A 15,469-nucleotide genomic window follows, 5' to 3' on the forward strand; every position below is an offset into this window, starting at 1 on the left:
GACGCCTACACCCTCGGCACCCACGACTGGGGGCTCGAATACTGACGGCACGGACTGGTTGTGCCAGGTTCAAGAGCTGAGGCTTCGCCGAGGCTGCTGTGCCATGTTGAAGAGCTGGGGCTTCGCCGAGGCTGTGTGTGCTCAACTGCCCTTATAGGTCGTAGCTGCGCTCCGCTTCGCGCTCCGCGCAGGCTTTGCTCCACCACGTTGCTCACCTCGGACAGGCGCGTTCACGGGCAGGCTTTGCTTCACCCATTGTCCACCTCGGACGGACGCGCTCACGGGCGGGCGGGTGCTCCGGCCGGCCGTGATAGTTGCGGTCTGGTGAGCCTCGGGAGCGGCCATCGCGGGCGCGGTGGTACAGGGCACGGTCTTACGCCGGCCTCCGCACCCGCCCGCCCCCGGCGCAGGCGCCGGTGGCATGGGCGGGGCGGGGCCGGTGAAAGGTCAGGAGCAGGCGGAGGCGAGCTGCTGGGTCGCCTGGGTGGCCTTCTGGCCGAACTCGGCGAGCTTGGTCGCGGCGGCCGGGTCCGTCAGGTCGATCTTGAAGGCCGCCCACGAGTCGGCCATGCCGGCGAGCGCCACCTTCAGGTCGCCGTCGGCCTTGCCCGACAGCTCCTTGAGCTGCGCGGCCAGATCACTGGTCGCGGCGTTGAAGCCCTTGACATCGCCGGCCGCGCCGGCCGCCTTGGAGCTGTAGTCGGTGAACGCCTTGGTCGCCTCCTCGCAGACGGCCGTCTGGCCGCCGCTGCAGGCGGCGGTCAGACCGAGAAGGGCGGACGCCGCGACGACGGCGAGGCTGTTCCTGAGGATGTTCATGGTGCCTTCCTGGGAGATCTGCAACACGGCAGACGCTAGGAATCACCTCTTTCACAGTGCTTTCAGCCCGCTTGCAACCGTGTCCTCGAAGATCCTTGGCACGGCCGTTCCGCGTCGTATGCTTGCCGCCATGACGCGACGGCTTGCGGAGGTTGCGAAGAAGGTCGGGGTCAGCGAGGCCACGGTGAGTCGCGTCCTCAACGGCAAGGCCGGGGTGTCCGAGGCCACCCGAGAGGCCGTGCTGACGGCCCTCGACGTGCTCGGGTATGAGCGGCCCACGCAGTTGCGCGGCGAGCGCGCCCGCCTTGTCGGGCTCGTCCTGCCCGAGCTGCAGAACCCCATCTTCCCGGCGTTCGCCGAGGTCGTCGGCGGGGCGCTGGCCCAGCAGGGCTTCACCCCCGTGCTGTGCACGCGTACGGTCGGCGGGATCTCCGAGGCCGACTACGTCGATCTTCTGCTGCAGCAGCAGGTGTCCGGCGTGGTCTTCGCCGGGGGGCTCTACACGCAGACCGGCGTCGTCCACGAGCACTATCTGCGGCTGGTCGAGCGGCGGCTGCCCACCGTGCTGGTCAACGCGGCCGCCGATCACTGGGACTTCCCCCGCGTCTCCTGCGACGACACCATCGCTGTGGAGCAGGCGCTCGGGCATCTGCGCGCGCTCGGCCACCAGCGGATCGGCCTCGTCGTCGGCCCCGCCGACCACATGCCGTCCATCCGCAAGCTGGAGGCGTTCCGGGCCGCGGGCGGCGAGCTGGTCGAGCACACGATGCACTCGCTGGAGGGCGGCCACGCGGCGGCGCTGAAGCTCGTGCGGCAGGACGTCACCGGGATCATCTGCGGCAGCGACCCGCTGGCCCTCGGGGCGATCCGCGCGGCGCGGCGGGCCGGCCGGCGCGTGCCCCAGGACGTGTCCGTTGTGGGATATGACGACTCCGCGCTCATGACGTGCGTCGACCCGCCGCTGACGACCGTGCGTCAGCCGATCGAGGCGATGGGCCGGGCCGCGGTGGAGCTGCTGGTCAGCCAGATCGAGGGCGCCGCCGTCGCCACCGGCGAGCTGTTGTTCGAGCCGGAGCTTGTCGTCCGCTCCTCCACCGGCCGCGTCGGCGTCCCCGTCTCCTGACGGCCTGCCGAGGGGGTCATGCTGTGTGGGGGAGCCCGGAGGAGGAGGCGTCCACTCCTCCTCCGGGCGTCCCGTTCCGGGTTACGAGGCGTACGCCTCGAACTCGGAGATCTGCGCGGCCGGCCAGCCGGTGTTACCGGTGACGTTCAGCCGCAGGTAGCGCCGGGCGGCGGCGGGCACGGCGATGGTGACGCTGTTGCCGGTCGCCGGGTTGAACGTGTAGCCCGCCGGTCCCGCGATCGTCGTGTAGTTCGTGCCGTCGGTGCTGCCGAGGACCGACAGCGTCTGGGTGCGGGTGCCCCAGGCGGAGCTCGGCGGCAGCTTGAGCACCACCCTGGCGACCGTGACAGAGGTGCCGAGGTCGACGGTCAACGCCTGGGGGAAGGCGTTGTTGGCCGATTCCCAGTAGGTCGAGGCGTTTCCGTCGGTGGTGTCGGCCGGGGCGTACGTCTGGGTGCTGCTGGTGGCCGTGACCGTCTTGCCGGCGGCGAGGTTGCCTGTGGGCGGCGGGCTGGGGGAGGCACTTGGTGACGGGCTGGGCGAGGGGCTGGGCGAGGGGCTGGGGGTGCCGCCGGTGCCGTACACCTCGAAGGCCGACAGCTGCCCGGCCGGCCAGCCGGTGTTGCCGGTGACCGTCACCCGGACGTACCGGACGTTGGCGGTGGAGAACGGGATGGTCACCGTGTTGCCGGTGGCGGGGTTGAAGGTGTAGCCGGCCGGTGCCGCGAGTGTCGTGTAGGTGGCGCCGTCGGTGCTGCCGAGGACGGACAGGGTCTGAGTGCGGGTGGCCCAGGCGGTGTCCGGCGGCAGCTTGAGCACCACACGCTGGATCGGGGTCACGGCGCACAGGTCGACGGTGATCGACTGCGGGAAGGCGTTGTTGGCCGACTCCCAATAGGTCGAGGCGTTTCCGTCGGTGGTGTTGGCCGGGGCGTACGTCTGGGTGCTGCTCGTCGCCGTGACCGTCTTGCCCCTGGCGAGGTCGCCGCTGCCGGGAGCGCACGTCGTCGGGCTGGGCGAGGGGGTGGGGGAGGTGGACGGCGAGGGGCTCGGGCTCGGGCCGCTGCCGTCGTAGATGTAGTCGGGCTCGGGCCACTGGCCGGTGCAGACGGTGGAGCTCGGGCTCCAGCCGGAGTTGCCCGTGCCGAACGTGGGGGCGAACCCCGTGCCCACGCAGTTGTGGATGGCCACGCCCGCGCCGATGTGGGCCGCGCTCACGTTGGTGAAGGTCGCCTTCGCCGCCGCCTGGGCCTGGATCAGGTACGTCCCGGTGCCGTCGATGTTCACGTTCGAGAAGTTGACGGTCTGGGTGCTGCCCTCGATGAACTGGATGGCCTCGTAGGAGCTGTCGATGACGTCGGTGTCGGTCACGTTGATCGTGGCGTTGACCGGCTCGTTGAGCGCGTCGAACCAGATCGCGCCGACGCCGAAGTTCCAGTTGTAGTCGCTGTTGCCCGCCCGGATCAGGGTGTTGCGGGCGACGCTGATCGTGCCGGCGACGGCCGTGCCCTGGCCGGAGTTCACCCCGGGATAGCGGTTCGCGACGTGGATGCCGCCGCCGTTGGTGACGGTGTCGCTCACCACGTTGTCGGTGATCTTTATGTCCCGGCCGCCGTACGTGACGATGTTGTTGGCCAGCACCGGCGCGACCACGGTGTTGTGGGTGAACGCGTTGTTCACGTTGGCGATCCGGTCGGGCCACATCGCCAGGCCGTCGTCGCCGCTGTTGCGCACGAAGGTGTTGGTCACCGTGGAGTCGGTGACCCCGGTGTGGAAGTTCACGCCGTCGGCCGTCTGGTCGAGGATGCGGCTGTTCTTCAGCGTGAAGTTGTCCATCGGGCCGTCCATCCAGGCCCCGACCTTGGTGTGCTGGATCCACAGGTTGTCGACGACCGAGTCGGTCATCGCGCCCCCGAGGGCGTTGACCTGGTCTTCGTCCACGCGCTCGGTGATGTCGCCGATGATCGCGAAGTCGCGCAGGGTGACATTGCGGCTCGGCCCGCCCGCCTCGTGCGGCCGGATCGGGCCGGTGTAGCCGCCGCCGCTCACGTACTTGCCGTAGACGCCGACGGCGCGGTTGCGCTGGGTGGGGTGGCGGCCGGTGAGCACGCTGTACCAGGGCCCGGCGCCGCGGAGCGTGACCCCGTCCACCACCACGTGGTCCCACAGGGTGTACGTCCCTGCCGGGATGTAGACCTCCTTGCCCTGGGCCTTCCCGGCGTCGACGGCGGCCTGGAACGCGGCGGTCGAGTCGCTCGTGCCGTCGCGGTCGGCGCCGAAGTCGTCGACCGACAGCGATCCGGCCGGCCGGGGGATCGGGTCGGGCACGAGCTCGAAGTCGGCGAGGTCCACGACGAACCAGGGCGCGACAGCGGTGGAGGCCACCTGGATCCGCACCTTGGTCCCCGCCGGCAGGGTCGACCCGAACGTCGTGCGGGCCTCGTCGTAGAAGTGGTGCGGCTTGTCGCCGGGCGAGTTGCCGAACGGGTAGCCGCCGTAGAACCAGCCATATCGGGAGGTGAACTGCAGGTCCTTGAGCTTCGTGCCGTTGACCCGCAGATCGACCGGCGCCGTGATGCCCGTTCCTGCCGCGTTGTCCGGCACGCTGTAGCGCACGGTCATCGCGTTGGCGGGCGTGGGCAGGGTGAACTCGACGTACTCTCCCGGCGCGTCGAGCCGTACGGCCCGGCGGCCCGACGCCTCCGACGGCAGGTGGGTGTAGACGCGGTCCGGGCCGATCTGCTCGCCGTTGGTCGCGGCGGCCTCGGCCTCGATCTCCGTGAACGGCACGGTCGCGCCTCTTCCCGGGACGGAGAAGGGCGACGGCGAGGTCGCGGCCGACGAGGTGCCGGGGAACGCCACAACGGTCCCCACGGTGATCAGCGCCCCCGCCACCGCGACGGCGGCTCCGGATCTTCTCATGAGCTTCCTTTCCCGCATGCGAGACCCGGGAGATGCGGCGTGGACGCTGGACCGCCACACCTCCGAAGAAGGTGAGTGGCCCACACGATAAGTTGACGAACATCCATCTGCAATATTGCGACGAGAATTCGCAAGATGACATGCGTGTTACGTCATCGCGTCCCCCCAGCATCCGGCCCCCTGGAACGCTCCCCACATTCCCCGCATGAAGGGCGGTGTCGCGCCCACCCCCCCGATCGGCGGCGGGAGGCCCGCGGCTGCACGACCATGGTCTGACCTGCTGGTCCTCAAGGCCTGCGCAAATGGATGCAAGTGTTTGCGCTCGCTGTCGTATAGTTGCGTGCATGACACGACGGCTTGCGGAAGTGGCCAAGAAGGTGGGCGTGAGCGAGGCGACGGTGAGCCGCGTCCTCAACGGCAAGCCGGGGGTCTCCGACGCCACCAGAGAGGCCGTGCTCACCGCTCTCGACGTGCTGGGATACGAACGCCCCACCCAGCTGCGCGGCGACCGCGGCCGGCTGGTCGGCCTGGTCCTCCCGGAACTGCAGAACCCGATCTTCCCGGCGTTCGCCGAGGTCGTCGGTGGTGCGCTGGCCCAGCAGGGGTTCACGTCCGTCCTGTGCACCCGGACCGTTGGTGGGGTCTCCGAGTCCGACTATGTCGACCTGCTCCTCCAGCAGCACGTCTCCGGCATGGTCTTCGCCGGCGGCCTGTACGCCCAGGGGGACGCCTCCCACAGCCACTACCGCAGGGTCCTCGACCGCAAGCTGCCGACCGTGCTCGTCAACGCGGCGGTCGAGCATCTCGGGTTTCCGCAGGTCTCGTGCGACGACGTCGCCGCCGCCGAGATCGCGCTCGCCCACCTCATGGCGCTCGGGCACCGCCAGGTCGCGATGCTGCTCGGCCCGCCCGACCACGTGCCGTCCCAGCGCAAGCTCGCCGCGTTCCGCGCGTACGCCGCCGCCAACGGCCTGGAACTCGGCCCCGATCACGTCGAGCACACGATGTTCTCGCTGGAAGGCGGGCACGCCGCCGCCGCGCGCATGGTCGCCGCGGGCGTGACCGGCATCATCTGCGCCAGCGACGTGCTCGCCCTCGGCGCCATCAGGGCGGCCCGCCGGGCGGGGCTGTCGGTGCCCGAGCACGTCTCCGTCATCGGCTATGACGACTCCGCACTGATGAACTGCGTGGACCCGCCCCTGACCACCGTCCGCCAGCCCATCGACGCCATGGGCCGGGCCGCCGTCGAGCTGCTCGTGGCCCAGATCGACGCGGCCGTGGTGCCCGGCGACGAGCTGCTGTTCGAGCCCGAACTCGTCGTCCGCGCCTCCACCGCCCCCGCCCCCCGACCCTGACAGGCCGGCCCGGCTGGGCGTGCCACGACCTGGGGCTTGGCAGCGTGGTGGGGTTTTTGGCACATCAATGAGGGCGCGGAGCGCCGGGGGCGGGCGGGTGCGGAGGCCGGCGTAAGACCGTGCCCTGTACCACCGCGCCCGCGATGGCCGCTCCCGAGGTTCACCAGACCGCAACTATCACGGCCGGCTGGAGCACCCGCCCGCCCGTGAGCGCGTCCGTCCGAGGTGGAGCAATGGGTGAAGCACAAGCATGCCCGTGAGCGCGAGCCGAGGCGCAGCCCCAAGGACCCGACCAGGCCCATGAGCACAACAGCCGCACAAGCGATGAGCAGGTCTGGCCTCGCGAGCACGCTCGTAAGCGTGCTCGCGGCCGTCGTGGCTGCTTGCCGAGCGTGGCATGTCGGTTGCAGACCGATCACTGTCACTTTTTTGCACAGTTAATGACGAACTATTGCTCAGTCCTGCATGCCTCTGTATGTTTCTCGCAACCGAGCGGATCGGGGCGCTCCAGTCGGCCCCGAGCCGTGTGCTTCGACGGGTCGTGGTGCGCGGTTCCAGAAGGGAACGAGGATGAAATCCCACAAGCTCTCGATACTGCTGGTCTCGGGACTTGCCATTGCAGCGGCCGCGGCGTGCGGCACCGACGACAGCGGCAGCGGCGGCGACAAGGCGAGCGCGGCGCCGGGCAGCGCCGGGCCGGTGTCGATCAGCGTCAACTGCGAGCCGCCGAAGACGAACAAGGCGGAGCGGGCGACCTTCGAGGAGGACCTCGCGGCCTTCCAGCAGCAGAACCCCAACATCAAGGTCTCGAAGGTCACCGACGCCTTCCCCTGCTACGACCCGCGTACGTTCGAGCCCAAGCTGGCCAGCGGTGAGCTGGAGACGGTCTTCTACGTCAACTTTCCCAACGTGGCCCGTCTGATCGAAAGCGGGCAGGCGGCCGACATCACGCCGTACGTCAACGAGATCAAGACGTTCCAGGACTACAACAGCTCGATCGACCTGTTCAAGAAGGACGGCAAGATCTACGGCCTGCCGACCGACGGCTACGGCATGGGCCTCGTGTACAACAAGGAGGTCTTCACCAAGGCCGGTCTCGACCCGAACAACCCGCCCAAGACCTGGGCCGAGGTGCAGGCCGCCGCGAAGAAGATCGCCGGGCTCGGTCCCGGCTACGTCGGGTACGGCGAGTACAGCGGCAACAACGTCGGCGGCTGGCACTTCACCGCCTCCATCTACGGCCGGGGCGGATCGGTCCTCACCGACGACGGCAAGAAGGCCGCCTTCAACACCCCCGAGGGCAAGGCCGTGCTGGAGAACCTCCACCAGATGCGGTGGGTCGACAACAGCATGGGCTCCCAGCTCTACATCGACTGGCCGGCCCTGATGAAGGCCATGGCCGGCGGCAAGATGGGCATGATGCTGGGCGCGCCCGACGTGCTCATCTCGCTGCGCAACGACTTCGGCGGCAAATTCGAGAACTACGCCATCACCGCGCAGCCCGAGGCGAAGGCCCTGTTCAACGGCGGCGCCGGCTACATGATCAACCCGAAGGCCACCCCGGAGCAGATCAAGGCCGGCCTCAAGTGGATCGAGTACAAGTTCCTCACCCCCGGTAAGGGCCAGTTCGACTACGTGCGGGCCAAGGGCGCGAACCTGACGGTCGGCCAGCCCTACCCGGACCTGTACCGCTCGGACACCGAGTCCGGCAAGGCCGTGAACGACCTGCGCCAGCAGAACGCGAACATCGACGCCTCCCAGTTCGCCGGCTGGGTGGAGGGCTCCAAGGGCATCCCGCCCAAGGCCGAGCCCGGGCCGTACGCGCAGGAGATCTACAAGATCCTCGACACCCCGATGTCGGCCGTGCTGACCCGCAAGGACGCGAACATCGACCAGCTTCTCTCCGATGCCGAGTCGAAGGTCAACTCCCTGCTGGCCTCGAAGAGCTGACGCCCTGATAAGCCGGGCCCTAGGGAGTGTCTGACAAATGCTGCCCGTCGCGAGCGGGCCACGCGCAGCAGGGCCATGATTTGTCAGCCACGACCTAAACCCCGGGGCGCCGGCCGCCGCCGTACGCGCGCGGCCGGCGCCCCGGCAATCACGTCGAGATCGGATTCACAACGATGACCACAGCGAGCATCCCGGCAGCGGGCGGCAGGCGGCGGCAGCCGACGAAACTACGGCGCGCCGTGCGGCGCAACGTGACCGCCTACGGCTTCCTGTGCGGCGCTCTGATCTGTTTCGCGTTCTTCTCCTGGTATCCGATGATCCGGGAGGTCATCCTCAGCTTCCAGAAGACCAACTTCGTGGACCCGCCCAAGTGGGTGGGGCTGGAGAACTTCCGCACCGTCGTCAGCGACCCGGCCTTCGGGCCGGCCTGGGTCAACACCGCGCTGTTCACGGTGCTCGCCCTGCTGTGCGGCTACGGGATCCCCTTCGTCACGGCGATCGTCCTCAACGAGCTGCGGCACGCGCGCGCCTACCTGCGCTTCGTGGTCTACCTGCCGGTCATGCTGCCGCCCGCGGTGAGCGTGCTGCTGTTCCAGTGGTTCTACAACCCAGACTACGGGCTGTTCAACCAGGTCCTGGACCTGTTCCACCTGCCCGGCCTGCAGTGGCTCAACTCGACGAGCACCGCGCTGATCTCGCTGGTCATCGTCTCCACCTGGATGAACATGGGCAGCGGCACGCTCATCTATCTCGCCGCCCTGCAGACGATCCCGAGCGAGCTGTACGAGGCCGCCGAACTCGACGGCGCCGGCCTGTTCAAGCGGATCCGGCACGTCACGATCCCGCAGACCAAGCTGATCTTGTTAGTGATGCTGCTGCTCCAGATCGTGGCGACCATGCAGGTGTTCATCGAGCCCTACCTGCTCACCGGCGGCGGCCCGGAGAACGCCACGGTCAGCGTCGTCTACCTCATGTACCAGTACGCCTTCAACTTCGGCAATCTCAACGCGGGCAACGCGCTCGGCCTGATGCTCATGATCGTGCTCATGGTGTTCTCCGCGATCTACCTGCGCGTCTCGCGCGACAACACGGTGTGAGGGGAGCGACCATGTCGGACACCACTGTCATGCCCGGCCGTTCGGCCGGGACGCCCGCCACCTCCGCCCGGCAGGAGCGCCGCGGGCCGCGGCGGCCGCGCAAGCCGATGAACACGCAGTTCCGCACCGCCGTGTCGCCGCACCAGCTCAACACGACGCGGGGCCGGATCGTCTACTGGATCGTGCTGGTGATCGTGGTGGTCAGCTTCACCGCCGCGTTCGTCTTCCCGCTCTACTGGATGATCACCGGTGCGATGAAGTCCACCGAGGAACTCAACGCGATCCCGCCGACCTTCCTGCCGTCGCACTTCTCCCTGGACGGCTACCTGGAGGCGTGGGATCTGCTGGACCTGGGCACGCTGCTCGGCAACACCGCCCTGTACGCCGGCGGCGCCTGGCTGCTGACCCTCGCGGTGGACGTCTCGGCGGCCTACGCCCTGTCGAAGCTCCGCCCGGCGCTCGGCAAGGTCGTGCTGGCCCTGATGCTGTCGACGCTGATGATCCCGCCCATGGTCATCATGCTCCCGGCGTACCTGACGGTGAAGGACGTGCCGTTCCTCCACTGGAACCTGCTCAACACGCCGTGGGCGATCTGGCTGCCGGCCGCGGCCAACGGCTTCAACGTCTTCCTGCTCAAGCGGTTCTTCGACTCGATCCCCAGGGAGTTGCTCGAAGCCGCCGAGATCGACGGCGCGTCGCCGGGCCGCATCCTGTGGTCGGTCGTGATCCCGATCTCCCGGCCCATCCTCGGCGTGGTCTCCATCCTCACCGTCGTCAACGTCTGGCGCGACTTCGTCTGGCCCCTGCTGGTCCTGCCGGACAGCGACAAGATGTCGGTGAGCATCGGCATCGCCTCGCTCTCCTCGCAGATGCCGCAGAACGTGCTGGTCGCCTCCCTGGTGATCGCGAGCATCCCGACCATCGTCGTGTTCTTCCTGTTCCAGCGGCACATCATGGCCGGTCTCACCGCCGGCAGCCTCAAGGGCTGAACGTCCTCCGCCGCTAACACCCGTAAGGAGTTGTATTCAGCATGCCCGGCAACACCTCGACCCCCGAATGGTGGCGCGGGGCCGCTATCTACCAGGTCTACCTGCGCAGCTTCGCCGACGGGAACGGCGACGGGACGGGTGACCTGGCGGGGCTGCGGTCACGCCTGCCCTACCTGGCGGATCTCGGCGTCGACGCCATCTGGCTCAACCCGTGGTATCCCTCGCCGATGGCGGACGGCGGCTACGACGTCGCCGACTACCGCAGCATCGAGCCGGTCTTCGGCACACTGGCGGAGGCGGAGAAGCTGATCGAGGAAGCCCATGACCTGGGCATCCGTACGATCGTCGACGTCGTCCCCAACCACGCGTCCGATCAGCACGCCTGGTTCCAGGAGGCGCTGGCGGCCGGTCCCGGTTCGGAGGCCCGGGAGCGGTTCTGGTTCCGCCCCGGCGTCGGCGACGGCCCGCCCAACGGCTGGAAGTCGATCTTCGGGGGCCCGGCGTGGACGCAGGTGCCGGACGGCGAGTGGTATCTCCACCTGTTCGCCCCCGAGCAGCCCGACTTCAACTGGACCAACCCCCTCGTACGCGAGGAGTTCCTCGACGTGCTGCGGTTCTGGTTCGACCGGGGCGTGGACGGCGTACGCATCGACTCGGCCGCCGTCATCGTCAAGGACCTCGACAGCGTGGAGGAGTCGTACACCGACCACGACGGGGTCCACGAGATCTACCGCGAGTGGCGGCGGGTGTCCGACTCCTACGACGCGCGGATCCTCATCGGGGAGGTGTGGCTGCCCGACCAGGAGCGGTTCGCCAAGTATCTGCGCCCCGACGAGCTCCACACCGCGTTCAACTTCGACTTCCTGTCGAGCGCGTGGGAGCCGGCCGCGCTGCGCGACAGCATCGACCTGACCCTCGCCACCCACGTGCCGATCGGCGCGCCCGCGACCTGGGTGCTGTCGAACCACGACGTCGCCCGTCCGGTCACCCGCTATGGCCGGGCCGTCACGTCCTGGGACAACCAGGAACGCCGGGACGGCATGCCGTCCGACCTGGAGCTCGGCCGCCGCCGGGCGCGGGCGGCGGCGCTGCTCGCGATGGCGCTCCCCGGAAGCGTCTACGTCTACCAGGGGGAGGAGCTCGGCCTGAACGAGGTCGAGGACATCCCCGAGGAGCTCATCGACGACCCGATGTGGGAGCGTTCCGGCCACACGGTCCGCGGCCGTGACGGCTGCCGGGTGCCGCTGCCGTGGTCGGGCACCGAGCCGCCCTTCGGCTACAGCACGGGCGAGCCCTGGCTGCCGCAGCCGGCCGGGTGGCGCGACCTCACCGTGGAGGCCCAGGAGGCCGACGCCGGCTCGATGCTCTCCCTCTATCGCACGGCCCTGCGGCTGCGCCGCGAGCTGCTCGGCGACGGCACGCTGACCTGGCTGCCGTACGGGGACGAGGTGATCGCGTTCCGGCGCGACTCCGGCCTGGTCTGCCTGGTCAACCTCGGCGCCGAGCCGGTCGCGCTCCCGGAGACGGGCTCCGTGCTGCTGGCCAGCGGCCCCCTCGACGGCGGCCTGCTGCCGTCCGACACCGCCATCTGGATCATGGAGGCCTGATGAGAATCCTGCTGGCGGCGGCCCTGGCCGCCACCGGGCTCGTGGTCTTAGCGACGCCCGCGTCCGCCACGGTGAAGCCCACGGTCGTGACGCGGGCCGCCCTCGACCCGGCGCTCGTCGCCGGACGCGGAGCCGACGTCGACTTCGCCGAGCAGGAGGCGGAGAACGCGGCGACGAACGGCACGGTCATCGGCCCCGGCCGCGACGCGTACACGCTGCCCGCGGAGGCGTCCGGCCGCAAGGCGGTCAAGCTGACCCCTGGGCAGTACGTCGAGTTCCGGGTGCCCAAGGCTGCCAACGCGATCACGGTGCGCTACAGCATCCCGGACGCCCCCGGTGGCGGCGGCATCACCGCGCCGCTCGACGTCGCGGTGAACGGCCACAAGCGCGCCACGATGACCCTCACGTCGCAGTACGCCTGGCTCTACAACCAATATCCGTTCTCCAACGATCCGAACGCCGGACTGCTGCACCCCGACTGGTGGATCACCGAGTGCTCCTGCGTGCCGGACGCCACCACCCCGGCGCCGGAGATCACCAAGCCGTTCCGCCCGAACCACTTCTACGACGAGCAGCGTCTCCTGCTCGGCCGTACGTACCGGGCGGGCGACACGGTGCGGCTGACGGTCCCGGCGGGGAGCAAGGCGGCCTGGACGGTCGTCGACCTGCTCGACTCGCACCTCGTCGGGCCGCCGCGCGTCGAGGTCCTGGCCGCGAACGTGCTGCTCTTCGGTGCCGACCCCACAGGCAAGCGCGACTCCGCCGGGGCGATCGACAAGGCGATCGCGTTCGCGAAGCGTACGCACCTGAAGGTCTACATCCCGCCGGGCACCTACCAGGTGAACCGCCACATCGTCGTGGACGACGTGACGATCACCGGTGCCGGAAGCTGGTACACGATCATCAAGGGCCGCCAGGCCGACCTGGCCGCCCCGGCCCCGGACGGCTCGGTGCACACCGGTGCCGGCTTCTACGGCAAGGACGCCGCGGCCGGCGGCAGCCGCAACGTGCACCTGTCCGGCTTCGCCATCGAGGGCGACGTACGGGAGCGCATCGACACCGACCAGGTCAACGGCGTCGGCGGCGCGATGAGCGACTCGACCATCGACGGGCTCTACATCCACCACACCAAGGTCGGCATGTGGTTCGACGGCCCGATGCGCAACATCAAGATCACCAACAACGTGATCGTCGACCAGATCGCGGACGGGCTCAACTTCCACACCGGCGTGACGGGCTCCGTCGTGTCGAACAACTTCTTCCGCAACACCGGCGACGACGCTCTCGCCATGTGGTCGGAGAAGACCGCCGACGCGGGCAACACGTTCGACCACAACACGATCCAGACGCCCGTGCTGGCCAACGGCATCGCGATCTACGGCGGCAGGGACAACACGGTCTCGAACAACCTGATCGCCGACCCGATCAGGGAGGGCAGCGCCATCCAGATCGGCTCCCGGTTCGGCGCCGAGCCGTTCACCGGCAGGCTCCGCGTCAACGGCAACACGACCGTGCGGGCCGGCACGTACGAGCTGAACTGGAACATCGGCCTGGGGGCCATCTGGTTCTACGCCCTGGAGAAGGACATCGACGCCGACATCGAGGTCAGCGGCGACCACTACCTGGACAGCACCTACAACGCGATCATGCTGGTCAGCGAGTGGTCGGTGAAGGACCAGTACGCCATCCCGAAGGTCCGCTTCAAGGACATCCGGGTCGACGGCACGGGCACCTCCGTGGTCAGCGCCCGCGTGAAGGGCTCGGCGTCCTTCGAGAACGTGGACGCCCGCAACGTGGGCGCGGTGGGCGTCAACAACTGCGGGTCCTTCAACTTCCCGCCCACGGGGTCGGAGTTCTCCCTGACCGACCTCGGCGGCAACGACGGCGGCTGGCTCGCTCCCTGGACGCTGCCCAACACCATCACCTGCGACGACCGCCCCCCGGTCGTCCCCCCACCCGCTCCGTCCCCCTGGTGACGGATCTCGCACAGAGGTAGAGGGCTTCCCCAGACACTCGTCCGGGGAAGCCCTTACGCGTTTTTATACGCACGTCAGGGGACGTCGAAGCGGCCCACTTTCACTTCCTGGACGAACGCCTGCCACTCCTCGGCGGTGAAGGAAAGGATGGGACTATCTTCCCCGCACTTTCCATCGCGAACGTCGACCCGACCGTCCCGAAAGGCTACTTCCACGCAGTTGCCTCCGTTACAGGGGGTGATCCAGCCGGAGCCTTCCGACGTCGGTTGCATCATGCGCGCTGCCTCCCGGGCGATCGCCGATCTCACACAAGATCTCGCGCCATGATGATTGTAGCGTTTTACGTAGTGTCAATCCATCTGGTCGGGATGGTGCTTTTGTGGCAGATGTGGCAAGAGGTGTGTGTCAAACAGGCCCGCCTTCACCTCTTGTAGGAATTGCTCCCACTGCTCTCGCCGTATCTCCAGAATGTGGCCCTCGGCGTCCTTGGTGTCGCGCATGCCGATCACGTCGGCGGAGAGCGTGGCCACGGCGACACAATTGCCGTTGTTGCAGCGGCTGGCTGTACGCCACAGGGGCTCATCGGAGCCCTGTCCCTGAGACTTCATCGTCTCCTATGCCTTCTGTTTCGTGTCTACGAGGGAAATTGTTCTTCACAGATCCGAGCGATGCGTGCCACGGACTCTTGTGGGTGCAGCGCCGCCGCTCGCAGATAATCAATCGTTTCCTTGTAGGGCACGAGCTGGGAGGGTTTCTCCAGGTACTCCATGGTCGTCAGGCCTTCGATGAAGACCACGGCCGGCGTGCTGGGATCGGGTATCTCCAGGAACGCGAAGGAGTTGTCCAGCCCCATGTACGCGCCCACAGAGAAAGGGATCACCTGCACCACGACATTGGGCCGCCGGGCGACCTCAATGATGTCGAGAAGTTGCTCGCGCATCACCTGTATGCCGCCGACGTTCCGGTGTAGCGCCGCTTCGTCGATGAGTGTCCAGTAACGCGGCGCGTCCTGCCTGCGTAACAGCTCTTTGCGCTTCATCCGGGCGAGTACGCGGCTGTTGAGGATGTTGTCCGCGATGCCAGGGAGCATGCCGCTGATCAAAGCGCGGGCGTAGTCCTCCGTCTGCAGGAGGCCCGGGAGGAAGCAGCACTGGAACTCAGTGATGCCGGAAGCCCCGGCCTCCAGGTCAACGTATGGATATGCCGCCTCATCCCCCAGATCGCCCAGTTCTTGACGCAGGCCAGGCTCTTTCGCCTCGCGAGCCAACGTCATCAGGGCCTCAATCTGCGCCTCGTTGGCGACCTGGTAAATACGGCACAGATCACGCACGTCCCTGAGGCTTGCACCGCGCTGCCCAGTCTCGAGCCGCGATATCTTCGCGACCGACACCATGAGCTCGTTGGCGACCTCTTCAATGGTCATGCCACGGGCAAGGCGAAGCTCTCTTAGTGTGCTGGCGAGCCGGCGACGTCGCAGGGTCGGATTGGAACTGACCACTGACGTTCACCTCTTCCTGGCCTTGGCTCCACGTCACGTGGCGTAGTCCCTGTAGAGAGGGCACTGATCTTATACCCCAGCGGCGGCGCCTGTTGGCATCTTCACCCGGTATTTTCCGTTGGGATTTGCCAAG

12 protein-coding genes are annotated in these 15,469 nt (G+C 68.2%); 7 read left to right on the top strand and 5 right to left on the bottom strand.

Translation table 11 applies throughout. The features are described 5' to 3' along the window. Window positions 1-447: 447 nt before the first annotated feature. Window positions 448-819, bottom strand: coding sequence for a hypothetical protein (locus tag FLX08_RS35825; RefSeq protein ID WP_142624701.1), 372 nt, complete (start codon window positions 817-819; stop codon window positions 448-450). A gap of 130 nt (window positions 820-949) precedes the next feature. On the opposite strand from FLX08_RS35825, the gene FLX08_RS35830 reads away from it, so the two are divergent. Beyond that, window positions 950-1,942 (top strand): LacI family DNA-binding transcriptional regulator, encoded by a 993-nt coding sequence (locus tag FLX08_RS35830; RefSeq protein ID WP_142624702.1) that lies wholly within the window; start codon window positions 950-952, stop codon window positions 1,940-1,942. Between the two features lie 81 nt (window positions 1,943-2,023). Here the strand turns inward: FLX08_RS35830 and FLX08_RS35835 are convergent, their stop codons facing one another. Continuing rightward, the gene (locus tag FLX08_RS35835; protein WP_142624703.1) at window positions 2,024-4,864 is read right to left on the bottom strand and encodes a discoidin domain-containing protein; all 2,841 of its coding nucleotides are present in this window, start codon (window positions 4,862-4,864) and stop codon (window positions 2,024-2,026) included. A gap of 344 nt (window positions 4,865-5,208) precedes the next feature. Here FLX08_RS35835 and FLX08_RS35840 point away from each other — a divergent pair, with 344 nt between their 5' ends. The 6 genes from FLX08_RS35840 to FLX08_RS35865 all read left to right on the top strand — a co-directional run bounded on the left by FLX08_RS35840 (window position 5,209) and on the right by FLX08_RS35865 (window position 13,838). Beyond that, the gene (locus FLX08_RS35840) at window positions 5,209-6,219 is read left to right on the top strand and encodes a LacI family DNA-binding transcriptional regulator (RefSeq protein ID WP_142624704.1); all 1,011 of its coding nucleotides are present in this window, start codon (window positions 5,209-5,211) and stop codon (window positions 6,217-6,219) included. A 570-nt stretch (window positions 6,220-6,789) separates the two neighbouring features. After that, window positions 6,790-8,169 carry an extracellular solute-binding protein gene (locus FLX08_RS35845; protein ID WP_142624705.1) on the top strand — a complete coding sequence of 460 codons (1,380 nt, stop codon included), beginning with the start codon at window positions 6,790-6,792 and terminating at the stop codon, window positions 8,167-8,169. Between the two features lie 173 nt (window positions 8,170-8,342). Further along, on the top strand, window positions 8,343-9,266 hold the full coding sequence (locus FLX08_RS35850; RefSeq protein ID WP_142624706.1) for a carbohydrate ABC transporter permease: 924 nt from the start codon (window positions 8,343-8,345) through the stop codon (window positions 9,264-9,266). An 11-nt stretch (window positions 9,267-9,277) separates the two neighbouring features. Then, window positions 9,278-10,255 carry a carbohydrate ABC transporter permease gene (locus FLX08_RS35855; RefSeq protein ID WP_142624707.1) on the top strand — a complete coding sequence of 326 codons (978 nt, stop codon included), beginning with the start codon at window positions 9,278-9,280 and terminating at the stop codon, window positions 10,253-10,255. A 41-nt stretch (window positions 10,256-10,296) separates the two neighbouring features. Next, on the top strand, window positions 10,297-11,862 hold the full coding sequence (locus FLX08_RS35860; RefSeq protein ID WP_142624708.1) for a glycoside hydrolase family 13 protein: 1,566 nt from the start codon (window positions 10,297-10,299) through the stop codon (window positions 11,860-11,862). Continuing rightward, on the top strand, window positions 11,862-13,838 hold the full coding sequence (locus tag FLX08_RS35865) for a glycosyl hydrolase family 28-related protein (RefSeq protein ID WP_142624709.1): 1,977 nt from the start codon (window positions 11,862-11,864) through the stop codon (window positions 13,836-13,838). The genes FLX08_RS35860 and FLX08_RS35865 overlap by 1 nt, the downstream gene beginning before the upstream one ends. Window positions 13,839-13,912: 74 nt before the next feature. Here FLX08_RS35865 and FLX08_RS35870 read toward each other — a convergent pair whose 3' ends face one another. The 3 genes from FLX08_RS35870 to FLX08_RS35880 form a co-directional block, all read right to left on the bottom strand. Then, on the bottom strand, window positions 13,913-14,113 hold the full coding sequence (locus FLX08_RS35870) for a DUF397 domain-containing protein (RefSeq protein ID WP_142624710.1): 201 nt from the start codon (window positions 14,111-14,113) through the stop codon (window positions 13,913-13,915). A 75-nt stretch (window positions 14,114-14,188) separates the two neighbouring features. Continuing rightward, a complete protein-coding gene (locus tag FLX08_RS35875) occupies window positions 14,189-14,446 on the bottom strand; it encodes a DUF397 domain-containing protein (RefSeq protein WP_142624711.1) in 258 nt (85 codons plus the stop codon). A 26-nt stretch (window positions 14,447-14,472) separates the two neighbouring features. Further along, on the bottom strand, window positions 14,473-15,336 hold the full coding sequence (locus FLX08_RS35880) for a helix-turn-helix domain-containing protein (protein WP_142624712.1): 864 nt from the start codon (window positions 15,334-15,336) through the stop codon (window positions 14,473-14,475). Window positions 15,337-15,469 lie beyond the last annotated feature (133 nt).

Source organism: Microbispora hainanensis (assembly GCF_006874475.1).
GTDB lineage: Bacteria > Actinomycetota > Actinomycetes > Streptosporangiales > Streptosporangiaceae > Microbispora > Microbispora hainanensis.

Bases quoted from the DNA above. Each gene is read 5' to 3' on its own strand.
- FLX08_RS35825 (WP_142624701.1), bottom strand. From the start codon at position 819: ATGAACATCCTCAGGAACAGCCTCGCCGTCGTCGCGGCGTCCGCCCTT.
- FLX08_RS35830 (WP_142624702.1), top strand. From the start codon at position 950: ATGACGCGACGGCTTGCGGAGGTTGCGAAGAAGGTCGGGGTCAGCGAG.
- FLX08_RS35835 (WP_142624703.1), bottom strand. From the start codon at position 4,864: ATGAGAAGATCCGGAGCCGCCGTCGCGGTGGCGGGGGCGCTGATCACC.
- FLX08_RS35840 (WP_142624704.1), top strand. From the start codon at position 5,209: ATGACACGACGGCTTGCGGAAGTGGCCAAGAAGGTGGGCGTGAGCGAG.
- FLX08_RS35845 (WP_142624705.1), top strand. From the start codon at position 6,790: ATGAAATCCCACAAGCTCTCGATACTGCTGGTCTCGGGACTTGCCATT.
- FLX08_RS35850 (WP_142624706.1), top strand. From the start codon at position 8,343: ATGACCACAGCGAGCATCCCGGCAGCGGGCGGCAGGCGGCGGCAGCCG.
- FLX08_RS35855 (WP_142624707.1), top strand. From the start codon at position 9,278: ATGTCGGACACCACTGTCATGCCCGGCCGTTCGGCCGGGACGCCCGCC.
- FLX08_RS35860 (WP_142624708.1), top strand. From the start codon at position 10,297: ATGCCCGGCAACACCTCGACCCCCGAATGGTGGCGCGGGGCCGCTATC.
- FLX08_RS35865 (WP_142624709.1), top strand. From the start codon at position 11,862: ATGAGAATCCTGCTGGCGGCGGCCCTGGCCGCCACCGGGCTCGTGGTC.
- FLX08_RS35870 (WP_142624710.1), bottom strand. From the start codon at position 14,113: ATGATGCAACCGACGTCGGAAGGCTCCGGCTGGATCACCCCCTGTAAC.
- FLX08_RS35875 (WP_142624711.1), bottom strand. From the start codon at position 14,446: ATGAAGTCTCAGGGACAGGGCTCCGATGAGCCCCTGTGGCGTACAGCC.